The organism is Kitasatospora sp. NPDC036934 (assembly GCF_055608425.1).
In genome coordinates this window covers 203547-223211 of the sequence record NZ_JBVJQR010000013.1, presented here as the reverse complement: position 1 = coordinate 223211, position 19665 = coordinate 203547, and the positions used below count along the sequence as shown (strand labels likewise).

16 protein-coding genes are annotated in these 19665 nt (G+C 73.1%); 5 read left to right on the top strand and 11 right to left on the bottom strand.

Going from position 1 to position 19665, the window contains the following annotated elements; translation table 11 throughout:
• Positions 1 to 32: 32 nt before the first annotated feature.
• The gene (locus tag ACZ7BZ_RS21730; protein WP_470359701.1) at positions 33 to 1913 is read right to left on the bottom strand and encodes an APC family permease; all 1881 of its coding nucleotides are present in this window, start codon (positions 1911 to 1913) and stop codon (positions 33 to 35) included.
• A 398-nt stretch (positions 1914 to 2311) separates the two neighbouring features.
• Between ACZ7BZ_RS21730 and ACZ7BZ_RS21725 the strand changes: the two genes are divergently transcribed.
• The 3 genes from ACZ7BZ_RS21725 (at position 2312) to ACZ7BZ_RS21715 (ending at position 6248) form a co-directional block, all read left to right on the top strand.
• Complete coding sequence (locus tag ACZ7BZ_RS21725; RefSeq protein WP_470359700.1) at positions 2312 to 3889, top strand: N,N-dimethylformamidase beta subunit family domain-containing protein; 1578 nt, start codon at positions 2312 to 2314, stop codon at positions 3887 to 3889.
• Positions 3890 to 4185: 296 nt separating this feature from the next.
• Positions 4186 to 4920, top strand: coding sequence for a polyprenol monophosphomannose synthase (locus ACZ7BZ_RS21720; RefSeq protein WP_470359699.1), 735 nt, complete (start codon positions 4186 to 4188; stop codon positions 4918 to 4920).
• A gap of 80 nt (positions 4921 to 5000) precedes the next feature.
• Positions 5001 to 6248, top strand: a complete 1248-nt coding sequence (locus ACZ7BZ_RS21715; RefSeq protein ID WP_380452365.1) for an FUSC family protein — start codon at positions 5001 to 5003, stop codon at positions 6246 to 6248.
• 17 nt (positions 6249 to 6265) lie between these two features.
• Here the strand turns inward: ACZ7BZ_RS21715 and ACZ7BZ_RS21710 are convergent, their stop codons facing one another.
• From ACZ7BZ_RS21710 to ACZ7BZ_RS21685, 6 genes are all read right to left on the bottom strand, one after another.
• Complete coding sequence (locus ACZ7BZ_RS21710; RefSeq protein ID WP_470359698.1) at positions 6266 to 6715, bottom strand: SRPBCC family protein; 450 nt, start codon at positions 6713 to 6715, stop codon at positions 6266 to 6268.
• A 4-nt stretch (positions 6716 to 6719) separates the two neighbouring features.
• Positions 6720 to 7193 carry a VOC family protein gene (locus ACZ7BZ_RS21705; protein ID WP_380452361.1) on the bottom strand — a complete coding sequence of 158 codons (474 nt, stop codon included), beginning with the start codon at positions 7191 to 7193 and terminating at the stop codon, positions 6720 to 6722.
• A 129-nt stretch (positions 7194 to 7322) separates the two neighbouring features.
• The gene (locus ACZ7BZ_RS21700; protein WP_470359697.1) at positions 7323 to 9308 is read right to left on the bottom strand and encodes a phosphocholine-specific phospholipase C; all 1986 of its coding nucleotides are present in this window, start codon (positions 9306 to 9308) and stop codon (positions 7323 to 7325) included.
• Positions 9309 to 9322: 14 nt separating this feature from the next.
• Complete coding sequence (locus ACZ7BZ_RS21695; RefSeq protein WP_470359696.1) at positions 9323 to 10759, bottom strand: endonuclease/exonuclease/phosphatase family protein; 1437 nt, start codon at positions 10757 to 10759, stop codon at positions 9323 to 9325.
• A 289-nt stretch (positions 10760 to 11048) separates the two neighbouring features.
• On the bottom strand, positions 11049 to 11315 hold the full coding sequence (locus ACZ7BZ_RS21690; RefSeq protein ID WP_380452355.1) for a metal-sensitive transcriptional regulator: 267 nt from the start codon (positions 11313 to 11315) through the stop codon (positions 11049 to 11051).
• Positions 11316 to 11505: 190 nt separating this feature from the next.
• Positions 11506 to 11853, bottom strand: a complete 348-nt coding sequence (locus ACZ7BZ_RS21685) for a PRC-barrel domain-containing protein (RefSeq protein WP_465742751.1) — start codon at positions 11851 to 11853, stop codon at positions 11506 to 11508.
• Between the two features lie 259 nt (positions 11854 to 12112).
• On the opposite strand from ACZ7BZ_RS21685, the gene ACZ7BZ_RS21680 reads away from it, so the two are divergent.
• Both ACZ7BZ_RS21680 and ACZ7BZ_RS21675 read left to right on the top strand, forming a co-directional pair.
• Positions 12113 to 12928 carry an SAM-dependent methyltransferase gene (locus tag ACZ7BZ_RS21680; protein WP_470359754.1) on the top strand — a complete coding sequence of 272 codons (816 nt, stop codon included), beginning with the start codon at positions 12113 to 12115 and terminating at the stop codon, positions 12926 to 12928.
• 193 nt (positions 12929 to 13121) lie between these two features.
• The gene (locus tag ACZ7BZ_RS21675; protein ID WP_470359695.1) at positions 13122 to 13892 is read left to right on the top strand and encodes a DUF4097 family beta strand repeat-containing protein; all 771 of its coding nucleotides are present in this window, start codon (positions 13122 to 13124) and stop codon (positions 13890 to 13892) included.
• 135 nt (positions 13893 to 14027) lie between these two features.
• Here the strand turns inward: ACZ7BZ_RS21675 and ACZ7BZ_RS21670 are convergent, their stop codons facing one another.
• The 4 genes from ACZ7BZ_RS21670 to ACZ7BZ_RS21655 form a co-directional block, all read right to left on the bottom strand.
• Entirely contained in the window at positions 14028 to 14681 is a 654-nt protein-coding gene (locus ACZ7BZ_RS21670; RefSeq protein ID WP_470359694.1) for a hypothetical protein, read from the bottom strand.
• Between the two features lie 184 nt (positions 14682 to 14865).
• Positions 14866 to 15540, bottom strand: coding sequence for a response regulator transcription factor (locus ACZ7BZ_RS21665; RefSeq protein WP_380452347.1), 675 nt, complete (start codon positions 15538 to 15540; stop codon positions 14866 to 14868).
• On the bottom strand, positions 15537 to 16997 hold the full coding sequence (locus tag ACZ7BZ_RS21660) for a sensor histidine kinase (protein ID WP_470359693.1): 1461 nt from the start codon (positions 16995 to 16997) through the stop codon (positions 15537 to 15539). Before ACZ7BZ_RS21660 ends, ACZ7BZ_RS21665 begins: the two co-directional genes overlap by 4 nt.
• 306 nt (positions 16998 to 17303) lie before the next feature.
• On the bottom strand, positions 17304 to 19508 hold the full coding sequence (locus tag ACZ7BZ_RS21655; RefSeq protein ID WP_470359692.1) for an MMPL family transporter: 2205 nt from the start codon (positions 19506 to 19508) through the stop codon (positions 17304 to 17306).
• Between the last annotated feature and the right edge of the window lie 157 nt (positions 19509 to 19665).

Here is a 19665-nt window from a genome sequence, read left to right as displayed (position 1 = left end):
CCCGTGGGTCCGGACCACCCGGGACAGAACAGCTAGCCGACGTGCACCGCGGGCCGGCGCGCCCGGTCGGGCTCGGCCTCGCGGAGCACCTCGCGGGTGACCGGCGCGATCTCGCCCTGCCCGAACAGGAAGAACCGCAGGAACTGGGCGAAGGGGTTGCCCTCGGTCCACTCGAAGTAGATGTGCGGCTGCTGCCCGGTGAGGTCGCGCACCCGCAGCAGCAGCGCGGCCAGCGCGTTGGGCACGCTGGAGCTCTGCAGCGAGAGCACCCGGTAGCGCTCGTGCAGCACCTCGCCGCGCACCGTCAGTTCGGCCTCGAAGTCGGACGGGTCGAGCACGGTGACCTCGACGAAGACCAGGTCGTCCTCCGCCGGGATGTCGTTGTCGGCGCGGATCTGCCGGATCTTGTCCCGGTACTCGGCGATGTCCCGGCTGTTGGGCTCGTTGGCGATCAGGCGCAGCGGTCGGTGGGTGTAGTCCCGGACGAAGCGCTCCGCGACCTCGTCCAGGACCACGTCGGTGACGCGCAGTTCGAAGGCGCGCTTGAGCCGGGAGAGGAAGGAGACCAGCACGATGCCCGCGATGAAGCAGGCGCCGATCTTGACGCCGTCCGGCCGTTCGGCGATGTTCACGGCGGTGGTGTAGAGGAACACGGCGGCGATCACCGCGAAGGTGACGGTCCAGCGCCGTTCCCCGGCCTTGCGGGCGGCGATGGTGACGGCGACCGCGGCGGAGCTGATCAACACCAGCACACCGGTCGCGTACGCGCCGCCCTGGGCGTCGACGTTGGCGTCGAAGATCCAGGTGACCAGGAAGGCGATCAGGGTCAGCACGATCACCGTCGGCCGCACCGCCCGGGCCCAGTGCGGGGCCATGCCGTAGCGCGGCAGGTAGCGGGGCATCAGGTTGAGCAGTCCCGCCATGGCGGAGGCGCCGGCGAACCAGAGGATCGCGATGGTCGACAGGTCGTAGACGCTGCCGAAGGCGCTGCCCAGGTTCTCGTGGGCGAGGTAGGCGAGGGCGCGGCCGTTGGCCGGGCCACCGCTCTTGAACGCGTCCGGGGGGATCAGCAGGGTCGTGATGAGGCTGGTGGCGATCAGGAAGACGCTCATGATCACGGCGGCGGTGGTGAGCAGGTGGCGGGCACCGCGGATGCGGCCGGTGGGCTTCTCCTCGGTGTCGTCCGGGTCGCCCTCGATGTGGGGCATCACGGCGACGCCGGTCTCGAAGCCGGAGAGGCCGAGCGCGAGTTTGGGGAAGACGATCAGCGCCACGCCGATCATCGCGAACGCGTTGCCGTGCTCGGCGGTCAGCCCGTCCATCCAATCGCCGAACACGTGGGGTTCCTTGAGGACGTGCCAGATGCCGTTGGCCACCACGACCACGTTGAGCGTGAGGTAGACCGCGACCAGGACGACGGCCAGGCCGATGGCCTCGCTGAAGCCCTTCAGGAACACCGCGCCGAGCAGCGCCACCAGGATGAGGGTCAGCATCACCTGCTTGCCGGACAGGGCGCTGTGCAGGTGCGGGTTCTCGATCAGGTGGGCGGTCGCGTCGGCGGCCGACAGGGTGATGGTGATCATGAAGTCGGTGGCGGCGAAGCCGAGCAGGGTCAGCACGAAGAGCTTGCCCTGCCAGAACGACAGCAGCCGCTCCAGCATGGCGATCGAGCCCTGGCCGTGCGGGCTCTCGACGGCCACCCGCCGGTAGACCGGCAGCGCGCCGCACAGGGTGACCAGCACCAGGACGACCGTGGCGATCGGCGACAGCAGGCCGGCCGCGAGGGCGGCGATACCGGGCTGGTAGCCGAGCGTCGAGAAGTAGTCGAGGCCGGTCAGGCACATGACCCGCCACCAGTGCGCGCCCTTCTCGGCGGGCGCCTCGGCGTGCGGGCCGGGGTGCTGCTTCGCCATGTCCGAGAGGCCTTCGAGCAGCCACGCACGGAACCTGGTGCCCCGCGTGGACGGAGCCGAAGGGGCTGCTCCCGGTGCGGCCGAACCCGACGAGACCACGTACACCCCTGTCCACGACTTCGGCCGACCGCCGCACGGTTCCGGACCCCCAAGGCCGCCGGACGGCGGGCCTGGTCAGGTTAGGGGACCGGGCCGGGGCGGTCCGGCAGCCTCGCGGGCCAACACGCCGGGATGCGCCCGTCCGGCCCTCCGGGCTGGCGCCGGCCGCCCGACGGTGGTCGGCGGCCCCGGCGCGGCGGTGCACCAGCCTCACCCGCAAGGGGTATAGATGTCCGCGCGCATTGACTCACCAGGTTGACGCGCCCATGGGATCGGCGGCGGACGGCAGGGAGACAGCGGTGGCGGAACCGAGTCGGCGGGGGATCCTGCGCCTGGGCCTGATGGCGGCCGCCGTCACCTCCTGCGGCGCCCAGCACCCGGGCGCCGCCCCGCACCCCACGCCGGACCCCCAGGGTGCCCCCGGCACGGCCGCACCCACCGCCGCCCGGCACGCCGGACCGGAGGGCGACCCGCCGAACGAGCAGTCCCTGCCCGGCAACCCGGACTGGGAGATCACCGACCCCGGCCGGGCCGGCGCCGTCGAGGGCTTCGCCGACCGGGTCAGCGTGCTGCCCGGCGAGTCCTTCGGCCTGCACGTCTCCACCCCCGCCGCCTCCTTCACCGTCTCCGCCTACCGGATGGGCTGGTACGGCGGCGCCCGGGCCCGGCTGGTCTGGCGCCGCGAGCACGTCCCCGGCGCCAAGCAGGCCGCCCCGCACGTGGACCAGGTCACCCGCACCGTGCTGACCGGCTGGCAGCGCACCCTCGCCGTGGACACCACCGGCTGGCCCGAGGGCGCCTACCTGCTGCGTCTGGACGCCGAGGACGGCTCCGGCCGCAGCTACGTCCCGCTCACCGTCCGCTCCGCGAGCACCGTCGGGAAGACCGTGGTGATGAGCGCCCCGGCGACCTGGCAGGCCTACAACGAGTGGGGCGGCCACAGCCTCTACAACGGCCCGACCGGCGGCCTGGCCACCCGCTCGCTGCGGGTCGTCTTCGACCGGCCGTACGACTACGACCACGGCGCCGGGCTGTTCCTGGTCTACGAGGCACCGCTGATCGCCCTGGCCGAGCGACTCGGGCTGCCGCTCGCCTACACCACCGGGATCGACGTGGCCCGCGAACCGGGGCTGCTGCGCGGCGCGAGCGCCGTCCTCTCGCTCGGCCACGACGAGTACTGGTCCCCCGAGCAGCGCACCAACGTGGTGGCGGCCCGGGACGCCGGGACGAACCTGGCGATCCTCGGCGCCAACTGCTGCTTCCGACGGATCCGCTTCGAGCCCACCGAGCTCGGACCGGACCGCACGGTGGTCTGCTACAAGGCCGCCTGGGCGCAGGACCCCGGCTACCAGGCGGGCTCCCCGGCGACCACCGACTTCCGGGCCGGCCCCGGCGCCGACCCGGAGAGCTCGATGCTCGGCGTGATCTACGACGGCTACCCGGTGGACGCCCCGTACGTGGTCACCTCGCCGGGGCACTGGGCCTTCGAGGGCACCGGCGTGGTGGCCGGGGCGTCCTTCCCGCACCTGGTCGGCGTCGAGTACGACCGGGTCGACACCGGCTTCCCCACCCCGCGCCCGATCGAGGTGATCGCCCACTCCCCGGTGGTCTGCGAGGGCCGGCGCTCCCACTCCGACACCGCGTACTACACCGTGCCCAGCGGCGCCGGGGTCTTCGCCAGCGGGACGATGCGCTGGGTGGAGGCCCTGGACGCGCGCGGCCCCGGCGGCGGCAAGGCCGACCACGGCATCGACTCCCACGCCGGGGACGTGGTCCGCAAGGTCACCGAGAACGTCCTGCGCGCCTTCGCCGCCGGTCCGGCCGCACGCACCCACCCCGCCCAGGACAACCTGGCCGCCGTCTACGGCACGGCGTAGCGGTCCAGCACGGGTCCATCGCGGTCCCGCACGCCCGCACGCCCGCACGCCCGCACGCCCGCACGCCAGCACGCCCGCACGCCAGCACGCCAGCACGCCAGCACGATCCACCGTGGTCCATCGCGGTCGAACCGGCCTTCCCTGCCCCGTCCGAGCCCTGCCCCGTCCGCCCCGGGGCCGGAAGGAGCCGTTGATCCGGCTACACTCGCACGGTCTAACAGCAGCGCAGGTCGTCACAGGACAACCGACCGGTGTGGCCCTGGTGCCGGCCGGCGAGGGCACGAGGGAAACAGAACATGGTCGAGGCCTCCCCGAAGGTCGTTGTCGTCGTCCCCACGTACAACGAGCGGGAGAACCTTCCGGTCCTCGCCGGGCTCCTCGCGGACCTCGCGGTGCCCGAGCTGCACCTGCTGGTGGTCGACGACAACTCCCCCGACGGCACCGGCGAGATCGCCGACAAGCTCGCCGCCGACTCCGGGGGCACCGTCGGCGTGCTGCACCGCACCGAGAAGGACGGCCTCGGCCGCGCCTACCTGGCCGGCATGGCCCGGGCCCTGGACGAGGGCGCCGACGTGGTGATCCAGATGGACGCCGACCTCTCGCACCCGGCCTCGGCGATACCCGCGATGGTCGCCACCCTGCTGGCCGACCAGGGCACCGCCGTGGTGCTCGGCTCCCGCTACGTGCCCGGCGGGTCGACCGCCGAGGAGTGGCCGTGGCACCGCAAGGCGCTCTCCGCCTGGGCCAACTTCTACGTCAACGCGATCCTCGGCCTGGGTGTCCGGGACGCCACCGCGGGCTTCAAGGCCTGGCGGGCGAGCGCCCTGCGGGCCATCGACCTGCCGACCGTGCAGAGCAACGGCTACTCGTTCCAGGTCGAGATGAACTACCGGGTGATCCAGCGCGGGCTGACCATCCGCGAGGTGCCGATCCGCTTCGAGGAGCGGATCGAGGGCGCCTCCAAGATGAGCATCGGGGTGCAGATGGAGTCCGCCCTCGCCCCCTGGAAGCTGCGTTTCAACCGCGAGTAGCCACGCGAGAGCGGGTCTGGACGAGTAGTCCCTGCGGCAACGGGCTGTGTGAGCCGCGGTCGCGGGGAAAGAAGGGCTTCATGGCCCTACTCCGGGAGTCCCTGCCGACGCTGGTCCGCCGCGCGGCCCGAGACCCGTTCGCCGTCCAGACGCTGCGCGCCACCGTGGCCGCCACCCTGTCGTACGCGGTGGCCACCCGGCTGAGCAGCGAGCCCGCACCGCTGACCGCGCCGCTCACCGCGCTGCTGGTGGTGCAGGTCACCGTCTACTCGACGCTCAAGACCAGCGTCCGCCGGGTCGTCTCGGTGGTGGTCGGGGTGCTGATCGCGATCGGCTTCAGCGCCGTGGTCGGGCTCTCCTGGTGGAGCCTGGGGCTGATCATCCTGGCCTCGCTGGTGATCGGGCGGTTCGTCCGGGTCGAGGAGTTCGTCCAGGAGGTCGCGATCAGCGCGATGCTGATCCTGGGCGTCTCCAAACTGACCTCCCAGGCCTGGGACCGGGTGCTGGAGACCCTGATCGGCGCGGCCGTCGGCCTGCTGTTCAACCTGGTCTTCGCCCCGCCGGTCTGGGTGGACACCGCCGGGGAGTCGATCGAGGACCTCGCCCGGCGGGCCCGTCAGCTGCTGCTCGACATCTCCGAACAGCTGGGCCGGCCGACCCCGGTGGCGCGGGCCGCCGAGCGGCTGCACGAGGCCCGCCAGCTGGACCAGGCGATCGCGGACGTGGACGCGGCGCTGCGCCAGGCCGAGGACAGCCTGCGGTTCAACCCCCGGATCAGCGAGGGGCTGCTCTCCCGGCTGGTGCTGCGCACCGGGTTGGACACCCTGGAGATCTGCGTGGTGGTGATCCGGGTGCTGGCCCGCTCCCTGACCGACCTGGCCAAGCGGCGCGGGCCCGAGGAGCGGCTGTTCCCGCCGGAGGTCGCGGTCGTGCTGGAGGAGCTGCTGGCGCACGTCGGCGGGGCGATGGTCAGCTTCGCGGTGCTGGTCACCACCCAGGTGAGCCGCAACGCCGCAGAGGCCGAGGAGCGGCTGACCGCCGAGCTGGCCGCGGCCTGGACCTGCCGGGAGAACGTCGCCGAGGTACTGCTGCGCAAGGTGCAGCAGCATCCGGAGGCCTGGCAGCTGCACGGCTCGATGCTGGCCGAGGTCGACCGGATCCTGGACGAGCTGGACCTCGAGCACCGCAGCCGGCGGCTGATGGAGGAGCTGGACCGGGCCTCGCTGGCGAGCCGGGAGCGGTTCTCCCCGCTGGCCCGGTTGCGCCGCGCGGTGCGGGAGCGGCGGCGGGACGAACGGGAGCGCCCGGCGGCGGGGGCCGGGCGCTGAGCATCGCCGTCAGGAGGTCAGGGCATCAGCCAGGGCTGCTGCGGCAGCGGGTGGCCGGTCTCCAAGTAGGTCTTGAGGTTGGACAGCACCGCCGACCAGCCCCGTTCGGCGTCCGCCCGCTCGGGCTCGTCGGCGAGGTTCTCGTGGGTGACGGTGAGCCGGGTCAGGTCCTGCCAGTGCCGGAGGTCGAAGGTGACCCTTGAGGGCCCGCCGGGGCGCCGCCCCTCCGGCCCCGCCCAGGTGGTGACCAGCCGGTGCGGGCGGTCGGACACCTCGACGGTGCCGATCACGTCGGCGATCCCGGAGTCGTCGGCGCGCTGGTGCTCCCAGGGCGCGCCGGGCAGCCAGGTGGAGACGTTGCGGTGGCCCCAGTAGAGGCCGGACTCGTCGGCGTTGGTGAGCGCGTGCCAGACCCGCTCCGGGGTGGCGCGCAGGTAGACGATGCCGCGGTGGCTGAAGGCGGTCACCGGCTCAGCCCCTGGCCGCGTCGAGCAGCGGCTGGATCTCGATCTTCCCCATCCGCAGCATGACCGCCATCACCCGGTCGGCCTTGGCCCGGTCCTCGTCGCCTACCAGGTCGAGCAGGACCCGCGGGGTGATCTGCCAGGACAGGCCGTAGCGGTCCTTGAGCCAGCCGCACGGGCCCTCCTGGCCGCCGTCGGCGGTGAGCTTGGCCCATAGTTCGTCGACCTCCCGCTGGTCGTCGCACTCGACCTGGAGCGAGATCGCCTCGGTGAAGTGGAACTCGGGGCCGCCGTTGAGCGCCGTGTAGGGCCGGCCGGCGAGTTCGAACTCGACGGTCATCACCGAGCCGGCCTGGACGGGGGCTCCCTCGCCGTAGTGGGTGACCCTGGTGATCCGGGAGTCGGGGAACAGCGAGGTGTAGAAGGCGGCGGCCGCTTCGGCCTGGTCGTCGAACCAGAGGAAGGTGGTGATCTTCTGCATGCGCCCGACGGTAACGGCGGGCCCGCGTGCGGCGGCCGAGCCACGGCCGGGGGTCACCGGATCGGCGCCCCCGGCCGGACGGCCCCGGCCGGTACGGTCGGTGCGGCTCGCCGCCCCGTACGCGTCGGGTCAGTGCACCCAGCCCGCGTAGCGCTGCACGAAGCGTCGGCCGGTGTGGGCGGTGACCACGACGTCGTAGCGGCCCTGCTGGTCCAGCGGCCAGGAGAGGTCGACCTGCTTGCCGGGCTTGACCCAGACGGTCTGGGCGCTGCCCGCGAAGTCGTTGGGCGCGGCGGTGAAGGCCACGTCCGTCAGGCCGTCGTTGGCCACCTGGAGGGTGAGCTTGAGGCTGCCGTGCAGGTCGGCGGTGACGATCGGCACGCCGATGTCGTTCTGGCCGTCCCGTCCGTCCCGGACGACCGTCCCGGCGAAGCGGCGCACGAAGCCGTCCGGGCCGTGGACGGTGAAGTCGTAGCGGCCGTCGGTGGCGGCGGCGTCCCAGACGTAGGTCGCGGTCGCGCCGGGGGCGACGGTGTACGGGGTGCCCGCGAACGGGAGCAGGATGTTCGGGTAGACGGTGTACGGGAAGGCCACCGAGCCGTCGTTGCTCATGGTGCAGGTGACCTTGCCGGTCCGGCGGTCCACCTCGACGTCGGCCCACGGCTGGTACGGCAGCGGGCGGTGCGGGCGGTCGCCGCGCTCCTGGACCGGCATCGCCTGGGCGCCGGTCGCCGGGAGGGCGACGCCGGGCAGCTTGGTGCCCGCGTCGGCCCGGGCCATCAGGGCGTTGGTGTCGGGCAGTCGGGGGATCGAGGTGTCCGGGGCGGCGAAGTCGAAGCAGCTGGTGAGGTCGCCGCAGACGGCCCGGCGCCAGGCGGAGATGTTGGGCTCGGCCACGCCGGTCACCAGCTCCATCAGACGCAGCACCGAAGTGTGGTCGAAGACCTGGGAGTTGACCCAGCCGCCGCGCGACCAGGGGGACGCCACCCAGAGCGGGACGCGGTTGCCGAGGCCGATGGCCCGGCCCTGGGTGAACTCCTCGGGGGTACCGGGCTCGGGGGTGGGCGGGACCATGTGGTCGAAGTAGCCGTCGTTCTCGTCGTACATGACCAGGAAGACGGTGTGCTGCCAGACCTCCGGGTTGGACATCAGCGACTGCAGCGCCTGGTTGACCCAGTGGGCGCCGTAGGCGGGGCCGGCCTCCGGGTGCTCGGAGAACAGGTAGGGCGCGACCAGCCACGAGATGGTCGGCAGGGTGCCGTCCTTGCAGTGGCGGTCGAAGTCGGTGGGGTCGAACTTGGTCATCGCGTTGAGGTAACGCGGGTCGTCCTTCGGGAAGTTGTGGAACTGCTTGAAGTAGGAGAGCGCGTTGTCGTCGTAGTCGCCGGTGCGGTCGTCCTTGCTGGGGTTGTGGTAGACCCGCCAGCTGACGCCGGCCGCCTGGAGGCGCTCGGCGTAGGTGGTCCAGTCGGCGACCGGGTTGTCGGTGACCGGGGTGTTGTCGATCCAGGGGCCGGTGGTGCCGTCCCGGCCGGGGCCGGAGGTACCGGTCCACAGGTAGAGCCGGTTGGGGTCGGTGGGGCCGGCCAGCGAGGTGAAGTAGGCGTCGCAGAGGGTGAACGCGTCGGCCAGGGCGTACTGGTAGGGGATGTCGTCCCGGGTGAAGTAGCCCATGGTGCGCTCGCCCTTGGCGGCGATCCACTTGTTCATCGCACCGTTGTTGATGGCCTGGTGGCCGGTCGCCCAGTCGTGGGCCAGGCCGCCGGCGTTCTGCGCGTTGTACTTCGAGGTGTCCATCCGGTACGGCAGCATCACCCCGCCGTCGCTGCGGCGGGCGTCGGGCTGCCGGAACACGTCGGTGCCGTCCGGGAACCGGAGCGCCTGCTTGTCGCCGAAGCCGCGCACGCCGTTCAGGGTGCCGAAGTAGTGGTCGAAACTGCGGTTCTCCTGCATCAGGACGACGACGTGCTTGACGTCCTTGATGGTGCCGGTGAGGGCGGTGGCGGCCGCGGCGTCGGGGGCGGCGTCCGCCCGGGTGGCGGACAGACCGGTCAGGGCGGTCGCGCCGACGGCCGCGGAGGCGCCGACGAAGGTGCGGCGGGAGAGCTCGGGCATCACGGACTGGCCTCTCAGAGCTGGAAGGTGGCGACGGCGGCGGCGGTGTCGGAGGGCCACTCGTTGGCGGCGGTGTTCGGCTCCGGCTGGGGCCAGTCCGCGACCAGGGTGTGCGCCTCGACCAGCTTCAGCGCTCCGGCGTAGTGGACGGCGTCGATCCGGTCCTGCGGCTCGGGGCGGTCGCCGCGCCGCTTGCGGGTGGGCGACCAGGTGACGCCCGGGGCCTCGGCCGGGTCGCGGTTCTCCTCGCGGAAGGTGTCGGTCAGTCCGGCGGCCTGCAGCTCAGTGGTGACCGGCCAGGCGAGCGGGCCGACGCCCTGGTGGGCGGAGGCGGTGGCGGCCGTCCAGTCCAGGTGGGAGGGCGAGGAGAGCGCACCGGCCAGCACCACCGGGACGCGCCGGGCGAGGTCCGCGCGCACGGCGGCGGCCAGCGCCTTGGCCTGCTTGACGCGCGGTGAGGCGGTCTCGGCGGCCAGCACCCGGGCGGCGGTGTCGCCGTCCTGGACGGCGTACGGGCCGTAGCCCGCCTCGTCGAGGTGCGCGGCCCAGAACCGGACGCTGCGGCCGCCGGGCAGCTGAACGGTCGCCGCGACCGCGGGCAGCTCGGCGGTGGCCCGGGTCGGCTCGGTGAGCGGGTAGCGGCTGAGGATGCCGACGCTGCCCGGGCTCTGGTGGGCGTACCAGCCGAGGGCGTCGGCCAGGGTCTGGGCCCGCTCGCCGGCCGTCTCCTGCAGGGCGAGCACGTCCAGGCCCTGGGCGAGGACGACGCGCAGCTGCTTCTCCAGCGCGTCGGTGTAGCCGGAGCCCGCCTGGTGCAGGTTCCAGCTGGCGGCCTTGAGCCGGGGCGCGGCGGTCGGGGCCGCCACGGGGACGAGCACGGTGACGGTGTCGGTGGCCCCGGCGCTGTCCTTGACGCCGACCACCACCAGCTCGGGGTTGCGGCCGGGGGTGGCGGGGGCCGTACCGGTGAGCATGCCGTCGGCGGCGACCGAGGCCCAGGCCGCGCCGCCGAGCTTGCGGAAGGCAGCCGAGCCGGCAGGGTTTCCGGCCGGGCGGGACCAGAGGCCGCCGAGCTTGATCTTCACGGCGGCGCCGGGGGCGACCGGGGTGGCGGTGAAGGAGTCGACGGCGGCGTGCGGGGGGACGACCGCGGGCTTGGGCCGGAAGCTGAACGGGGCGGTCTGGGCGAGGACGCCGTAGCCGTCCTTGGCGAGCAGGTAGGCGGTGTACGGGCCGCCGGTCAGCGCGGAGGTGTCGAGCTGGACGTCGCCGGAGCTGCCGGGGGTGTACTTCCACACCAGCGAGGAGCCGGTGCCGGGCCGGCGGCTGCCGTCGTAGATGCCGACCCAGTTCTTGGCGTCGGGGGCGTCGGTGGTCCAGTGGAAGGTGAGCCGGTCGCCTTCGGCGGGGCTGCTGGAGGAGGTCAGGGTCAGGGCACTGCCTGCGGCCACGGTTGTCCTGTCCGCCGCCGCGGGCCCGGTCCGCCGGGGGACGGTGCCGGGGCCGCGCGCGGCTGGTCACGGAGGCTGGGAGGGAGAACGCCCACAGTTGGCTGTACAACTGTGGGCTGGCTCATTCATCCGAAGGCCAGCGACCGGAACGTGAACGGCGCGTGACGGAGCATCGGGCGGTTCGGGAACTCCATGGCGGAACCGCCGCCGGACAGGCGCGGAGGGCCGCGACGGACGATCCGTCGCGGCCCTCGGGGGGTGTATCGGGGGGGGTATGGGATGGCAGCGCTCAGGCCAGGGCGAGGAACAGCTTCTCCAGCTCGGCCTCGGTCATCGGTGCCGCGTCCTCGTCGGCGGCGGCCATGCACTGGCGCATCCCGCTCGCGACGATCTTGAATCCGGCCCGGTCCAGGGCGCGCGACACGGCGGCGAGCTGGGTGACCACGTCCTTGCAGTCCCGGCCCGCCTCGATCATCGCGATCACCCCGGCCAACTGGCCCTGGGCCCGGCGCAGCCGGTTCAGGACCGCGCCGACCGACTCCTCGTCCACCTGCATGTCAGGGCCGCCTTTCACATCGACTGTCGATGGACAAGTGTACCCGGAGGGGTATTCATTCCCCGCTGGCGGAGATCGTCGCGGAAGGCCCGCCGACCAGCGGGGGTCGACCGATCAGCGATGGGTCGACCGGTCGGCGGCGGGCGGGGCTGCAAGCGGAGCGCCGGCCGGTCAGCGGCGGGCCAGTCGGTCAGCGGCGGGCCAGTCGGCGCTCGCCCCCGGCGCCGGTCGCGTACGGCAGCTCGTAGTAGGCGAACACCTCGGGCTCGTCGGTGGCGGGCAGGATGTCGTCGGTGCCGATCGCCGGAGCGTCCTTGACCTTGCTCCGCGGGTACGCGACCCGCAGGTACGCCGGACCGGCCACCGCCCCCTCCAGCGGGACGAAGACCAGCCGGCGCTTGGCGATCACGCCGATCGTGACGGTGGCGAAGAAGGGCTCGTCGGTGGACGTCTCGACGTAGACCGACTCCAGCGTGCCGATCCGCTTGCCCTTGTCGTCGACCACGTCCTGGCCCCGCCACTCGCGGATGTCTGCCATAGCGATCTCCATGGCCTCCGACCTCCCGTGTCAACACCCTGCCACTGGTCCCCCGCCCACTTCCGACCCCCGGAGTTCCCATCCTGCGCCGGGACGGGCGCCGGGGCGCGACGAAAGGGACATACGGGGGTGAGCCGGCCAACCACCGCCAGGGCATTGACGTGGGCTTTAGGCTGTCCGCCGACGTTCGGGAACAGCTCGCCCGGGGAGCGCCCCGGCCGGGACGGCCAGAGGGGCGGCAGCCGTGGGGTACGAGAGCATGTGGGAGTCCGGTCATCCGGAGATCGCGGCCGACCTGCGGCCCGAGGTCCCCCACCCGGCCCGGATGTACGACTACTACCTGGGCGGCAAGGACAACTTCCCGGCCGACCGCGCCGCCGCCGAGAAGGCGCTCGCCGCCAACCCCGAGTTCCGCGCCACGGCCCGGGCCAACCGGGACTTCCTGACCCGGGCGGTGCGGTGCGTCGCCGGGCTGGGCGTCGACCAGTACCTCGACATCGGCACCGGGATCCCCAGCGCCGGCAACACCCACGAGATCGCCCGGGCCGTCGCCCCGGCCGCCCGGGTCGTCTACGTCGACAACGACCCGATCGTGCTCAGCCACGCCCGCGCCCTGATGGCCGGCGCGGGGCCGGGGCGGACCACCGTGCTGCAGGCCGACCTGCGGGACCCCTCGGCGGTGCTGGACGCCGTCCGGGCCGAGGGAGTGCTGGACTTCTCCCGGCCGGTCGGGCTGGTGCTGGCGGCCGTGCTGCACTTCCTGCGCGACGAGGACGAGCCGTACCGGGCAGTGGCCACCCTGCTGGCCGCGCTGCCCTCCGGCAGCCACCTGGTGCTCTCCCACGGCACGGCCGACTTCATCCCGGCCGCCGTGCGCGACCGGGTCACCGGTGTCTACGACAAGGCCACCGCGCCGCTGGTGGGCCGGAGCCGGGAGCGGGTGCGGGCGTTCTTCGACGGGCTGGAGCTGCTCCGGCCCGGGGTGGTCACCGTCCCGCTCTGGCGCCCGGAGGTGGCGCCGGAGCCGGGTGCGGAGCGGGTCAGCATGTACGGGGCGGTCGCGCGCAAGCCCTGACGGCGGCACGGTGGGGGTGCCCCGTGGCGGGCGCTCGCGGCAGGCTCTTTCGGCGTCAGGGGTGGTGCTGGCGGGACCTCGGATTGGGGGGTTTTTACCACCGACCCGGGCCCGCGCCCCCGGCTACTGTCGACGGGACGGCTCCGGAGCGGGGCGGTCAACACGGGGTCAGCACGCCATGAACGCGCATGACATGGGGGGAACCACCATGCTCCACCACCGCCGACACGCCCACCGCCGACACACCTACCGCCACTTCGCCGGGGCCGTCGCGGTCGCCGGGCTCGCCGTCGGGGTGCTCAGCGCCTGCGACCCGGTCGGAACGTCCGTCAGCGACGACGCGACCGTCTCGGACAAGGTCACCGCCGTCAAACTCGACAACTCCTCCGGGGACGTCACCGTCCACGGCAAGCCCGGCGCCGGGGGCGCCTCCGTCCACCGGAAGATCACCTATCACAGCGGAAAGCCCGGCACGACCACCCGGGTCGAGGGCGGGGTCCTGGTGCTCGGCGGCTGCGGGCACAACTGCTCGGTGGACTACACCGTCGAGCTGCCCGCCGGACTGCCGATCAGTGGCAGCACCTCGGCCGGCGGGATCCACCTCACCCAGGTCGGCGAGGTGTCGGTGCACACCGACTCCGGTGACATCTCGGTCGACCAGGCCTCCGGATCGGTCGACGTGCGCACCAACAACGGTGAGATCAAGGGCACTTCGCTCAAGGGCGACAAGATCCAGGCCAAGACGGACAACGGCGAGATCAACCTCACCCCGGGCAAGGCCCAGGACATCAAGGCCACCACCTCCAACGGCGAGATCCACGTCACCGTGCCGACCGGCTCCTATCACGTCAACGCCGGGACGGACATCGGCGAGAAGCACATCGGCGTCCAGAACGACCCCAACGGCAAGTTCAAGCTCGACCTGGGGACGGACATCGGCGACATCACCGTCAAGACCGGCTGATCGGGCCCGCTCCGGCGGACCGGCCGCGCGGTCACCCGGCTGCCCGGCCGGGAGACCGGCGCGCGGCGGCTGGCGGCAACTGCCGCTCCGGGCAAGCACCTTGACGGGCGCACCCGGAGCGGGCGGGCCCGGAGGTCAGAGGCCGGTCTGGATCTCGGCGCGGTGGCGGATGTACTCGTCAGGGTGTGACCGGGCGATGGTGACGGCCGCCTCCACCAGGGCGTGCAGCTCCGCCGGGTAGGCGCGCGGCACCAGCGGCAGGCCCGGCAGGATGCAGCGGCGGACGTCCAGGTCCTCGTTGCCGACGAACTCCCGCAGCGCGGCCTCGTTCCAGCTGTCGCGGACGGTCGCGCCCTCGTCGGCAGTCGCGTTCCGGCCGCCGCCGACCGTGAGCGCCGTCCAGTACCACGCCCGGGCCGCGCCGGCCCGCTCCGGATCGGTGCCGGTCCGCAGGTAGCCCAGCAGGGCCAGCCGGACCCGGCGCTGCCCGAAGGCGACCAGGGCGGGCTCGACGAAGCGGCGGTTGAAGCTCGGATTGGGGTCGTGGACCGCCGCCTCCAACAGCGGCTCGAAGTACTCCTCGGGCAGCTCGGACCGTCCGGCGAGCGCCTTGTGGACCTCCCAGCGGGCCGCGCTCGGATAGTCCGCCCCCGACGCGACCTCGATCCCGAGCACCCGGAGCAGACGTGAAAGCCGCAGCTCGAACGCCTGCGATCCGCCCCCGGTGCGCTCGGGCAACGGCTGGAGTATCCGCACCTCGCCGGCCGTGTCCTTGGTTTCCACGAACATCCTCCTCATTCTGAGTCATCGGCAGACTACTCGCTGATACACCCGTTCGGAGTCGGTTTTCGGCCAGGACCGGATCATGAACGACGTCCGGGGAGGCGTTTTGACGCTCCTTCAGTCGCCGTCGGGTCAGCCCGTGCAGTGCGGAACGGTTCACTTCGGTCGTACGGCGCGGGGTGACCACCCGTCAGGAGGGACGACCGGGTGGGACGAGGCCGGACTGGTAGGCGATCGCGACCAGTTGGGCCCGGTCCCGGGCGTCCAGCTTGGACATCGCCCGGTGCACATGGGTGCGGACGGTGAACGGGCTGACGAACATCCGCTCGGCTATCTCCTCGTTGGTGAGCCCGGTGGCGGCCATCGACATCACCTCGCGCTCACGGGCGGTGAGGACGGCGAGCCGCTCGGCGGGCGCGGCGGCGGCCGGACCGGGCTGGGCGAGGAACTGCTCGATCACGGCCCGGGTGGCGGCCGGCGAGAGCAGGGCGTCGCCGGCCGCCACGGTGCGCACGGCGGCGAGGAGTTCCTTGGGGTCGGCGCCCTTGCCGAGGAAGCCCCCGGCGCCCGCGCGCAGCGCCTGGGCCACGTACTCGTCGATCTCGAAGGTGGTGAGGATGAGCACCCGGGTGCCGGACAACTCCTCGTCCGCGCAGATCTCGGCGGTGGCGCCGAGACCGTCCGCGCCGGGCATCCGGATGTCCATCAGCACGATGTCGGGCTTGGTGGCGCGGGCGAGCTCCACCGCCTCCCGGCCGTCGGCGGCCTCGCCGACCACCTCCATGTCCTCCTCGGCGTCGATCAGCATCCGGAAGGCGCCGCGCAGCAGGGCCTGGTCGTCGGCGAGCAGCACGCGGATGGTCATGCGTGGTCCTTGTCCTTTCGGATGGCGCGATCTTGTCGGGTGGCGTCGGGAGAGGTGGCGTCCGGAGAGGTGGCGGAGTCGGCGGGGCGGACCGGCCGGACGGTGCAGTCGCGCCAGAAGGCATGGGCGCGCCGGTCCCTGGCGACGGGCCCGGCCGGGGCGCCCGACTCGTGGGCGTCCTCGGGGCGGGCGGTGTCCTCAGGGCGGGCGGTGTCCTCAGGGCGGGCGGTGTCCTCCGCCCGTGGCGCGACGTCCTCCCGGGCGCCGGTGCGCAGCGGGAGTTCGGCGGTCACCAGGAAGCCGCCGTCGGGCCGCCGGTCGGCGGTGAGGCGGCCGCCGACCGCGCCGGCCCGTTCGCGCATGCCGATCAGCCCGAAGCCGCCCTCGCCCGCGGCGGGCGGGGGCAGCAGGGCGGTGCGGGGGCGGCCGGGGCTGGTCGGGTGGCCGTTGGCGACGCTGATCGCGACCCGGCTGCCGGTGTAGGAGAGGGTGACCTCGGCGTCGGCGCCGTGGGCGTGCTTGGCGACGTTGGTCAGTGACTCCTGGACGATCCGGAAGGCGGTGAGGTCGACGCCGGGCGACAGCGGGCGGGACTCTCCCTCGACGGTGAGCCGGACCGGCAGGCCGGCCCGTTCGAAGGTGTTGATCAACTCGGGCAGCCGGTCCAGCCCGGGGGCGGGTTCCAGCGGAGCCGGCTCCTCCGCGCGGCGCAGCAGGCCGACCGTGGCCCGAAGCTCCTGGAGCGCGGAGCCGGTGGCGTCGGTGATGTGGCTGAGCACCTCGCGGGCCTGCACCGGGTGGTTGTCCATGAGGTGGACGGCGATGCCGGCCTGGGCGTTGGCCAGGGCGATGTGGTGGGCGACCACGTCGTGGAGGTCGCGGGCGATCCGGATCCGCTCGTCGGCGACCCGCCGGCGGGCCTCCTCCTCGCGGGTGCGCTCGGCGCGTTCGGCGCGTTCCTCGATCGCGGCCAGGTGGGCGCGGCGGTTGCGGATGGAGTCGCCGAGGGCGCCGGGCAGCAGGGCCCAGGCCAGGACGCCGATCCGCTCGCCGATCGGGCCGCCGGGGCCGAAGACCAGCGCGATCCCGGTGAGCAGGACGGCGGTGACGATCGAGGCGCGCAGCGCGGTGGAGCGGTCGGTGCGCACCGCGAGGAAGTAGAGGGCGAGCAGCAGCGGGGTGGCCAGCATGGGGGTGAGCCGGGGGCTGGTCCAGGTGAGCAGCATCGTGCAGAGCAGGGTGACGACGACCACGGCACGGGGGTGCCGACGGTGGAAGAACACGACCACGGCGGCGATCAGGGCGAGGACGCCGGTGGCCGGGTCGACCGGAGCGAAGCGGCCCGTGGTCTGGTCGATCATGGCGCCGAGGGCGGTGACGCCGATCAGGGCCGCGCCGCCGGCGACGTCGAGCAACCGGGGGTGCTCGCGGCGCAGGCGTTGCCAGGTGTCGCTCATCGTCCTGTTCTCCGGGTCGGGGTGCCCTGGCCGCGCCCTCGCCGGGTTCTGCCAGTCGGTGTCGCTCCGCGCCCCCGGTGGGGTGCGGAGCGCCGGGTGGGGCCTCCGCGCGGGCGGCGGCCCCGACAGCAACGGTAACGGTTGGGGCTCGAACCGGTGTCCGAGCCGACCGGCGCCGGGCCGGACCGGACCGCCCGGCTGGGAGGCCCGGTCCGGGTGGTTCCAGCCCGGCCCGAGGGGTGCTCGGACCGGGCCGGTCGGTACCGGGGCCGACTAGCCGTCGGGCGGTACCAGGTGGTGCCGTACCTAGACGGTGACCGACTCCTTGACCGGGGCCGGTTCGGGGGCGGCGGTGTGCAGCTTGCTGCCCTCGACGTCGACGTCGGGTATCAGGCGGTCGAGCCGGCCCGGCAGCCACCAGGCGCGGCGGCCGAGCAGGGCGAGGACGGCCGGGACGATCGTCATCCGGACCACGAAGGCGTCGAAGGCGACGGCGGCGGCGAGGCCCAGACCCATCATCTTGATCATCGGCTCGCTCATCCCGATGAAGCCCGCGAAGACGGCGATCATGATGAAGGCGGCCGCGGTGACCACCCGGGCGTTGTGCCGGAAGCCGGTGACGATGGCCTCGCCCGGCTCCTCGCCGTGGACGTAGGCCTCACGGATCCGGGTGACCAGGAACACCTCGTAGTCCATGGCGAGGCCGAAGACCACGCCGATCATGAAGATCGGCATCATGCTCATCACCGGGCCGGTCTGCTCCACGCCGATCAGGTCGGCCAGCCAGCCCCACTGGAACACCGCGACGACCGCGCCCAGCGCGGCGGCCACCGAGAGCAGGAAGCCGAGCGCCGCCTTGACCGGGACGAGGACGGAGCGGAAGACCACCAGCAACAGCAGGACGGCGAGGCCGACGACCACCGCGAGGTAGGGCACCAGCGCGTCGCTGAGCTTCTGCGAGACGTCGATGTTCATCGCCGTCGTACCGCTGACCAGGACCGTCGCCCCGGTGGAGGCCTTGAGCCCGGCCGCCTGGCCGCGGATGGTGTGGACCAGGTCCTTGGTCGCGGCCTCGGCCGGACCCGTCGCCGGGATGGCGTTGACCAGGGCGGTGTCACCCGCCTTGTTGAACATCGGCGGCGTCACGGTGACCACTCCGGGCACGCCGGAGACGGCCTTGGCGACCTCACCGGCGGCGGCCTTCGGGTCCGCGGTGCCCTTGACGTCCACCAGGACGGTCAGCGGGCCGTTGAAGCCGGGGCCGAAGCCCTCGGACAGCAGGTCGTAGGCCCGGCGCTGGGTGGTGGAGGTGGGCTTGGCCTCGTCGCCGGGCAGGCCGAGCCGCAGGTCGAGCGCGGGGGCGGCGAGCACGCCGAGGCCGACCACGCCGAGCAGCAGCACCCCGAGCGGGCGGCGCACGATGAACCGGGCCCAGCGGGCGCCGCCGTTCTCCTTCGCACCCGCCGGCTGCGGCGTGCCCTGGGCCTTGCGGACCTTGCGGGGCAGGGCCCGGCGGCCGATGAAGCCGAGCAGCGCGGGCACCAGGGTGAGCGCGACCAGCACGGCGATGACGACCGTCCCGGCGGCGGCCATGCCCATCTTGGCGAGGATCGGGATGCCGACCACGGAGAGCCCGGCGAGGGCGATCACCACGGTGAGGCCGGCGAAGACCACCGCGGACCCGGCGGTGCCGATGGCCCGGCCGGCTGCCTCCTGCGGGGTACGGCCCTCGGCGAGCTCGGCCCGGTAGCGGGAGACGATGAACAGGGCGTAGTCGATGCCGACCGCGAGGCCGAGCATCATGGCGAGCGTGCCGGTGGTCGAGGAGAGTCCGAGCGTGCTGCCGAACGCGGTGATCAGCGACATGCCGAGGCCGACGCCGATCACGGCGGTGAGCAGCGGCAGGCCGGCGGCGACCAGTGAGCCGAAGGTGATCACCAGGACGACCGCGGACAGCGCCATGCCGATCGCCTCGCTGCTGCCGCCCGCGTCGGGCTTGGCCATCAGCGCGTTGCCGCCGATCTCGACCTTGAGCCCGGCGTCCCGGCCGTGCTGGGCGGCCTGCTGGAGCGCGTCCGTGGCGCCCTTGGAGACCTCGCCCGCCTTCGCGGAGTAGTTGACCGTCGCGTAGGCCGTCGAGCCGTCCTTGGAGACGGCGCCCGGCATCTTGAACGGGTCCACCGCGCCGGTGACCTGCTCACCGTGGGCGAGCTCGGCGACCGTCTTCTCGACGGCCTGCTGGCTCGGCCCGGCGGTGATCTTCTGGCCGGAGGGCGCGACGAACACCAGACGGGCCGAGGCGCCGTCGGCGTGGCCGCCGGGGAAGCGCTCGTTCATCAGGTCGAAGGCCTTCTGCGCCTCCGTGCCGGGCATCGAGAATCCGTCGTCGGGTGCGGCGGGCGCCTTGGCCGCCAGGACTCCGGCGAGCGCCAGCACGGCGACCCACAGCAGGGTCACCAGCCGGCGCCGGACGAAGGCCCATCGGCCCAGGCGGTAGAGGAACGTGGCCACGGGAGAGCGGACTCCTTCGGATTCGGAAGCAGATGCGGGCGGGGACGGGTGCGGTCACGGATGCCCGGAGGCGGTCCGCTCGCAGCATGGCCAATCCTTGATCACCGCCCCCTCCTCCGTCGTCATCTCTCCGCAGGCCGTTTGCGTACTGCGGACG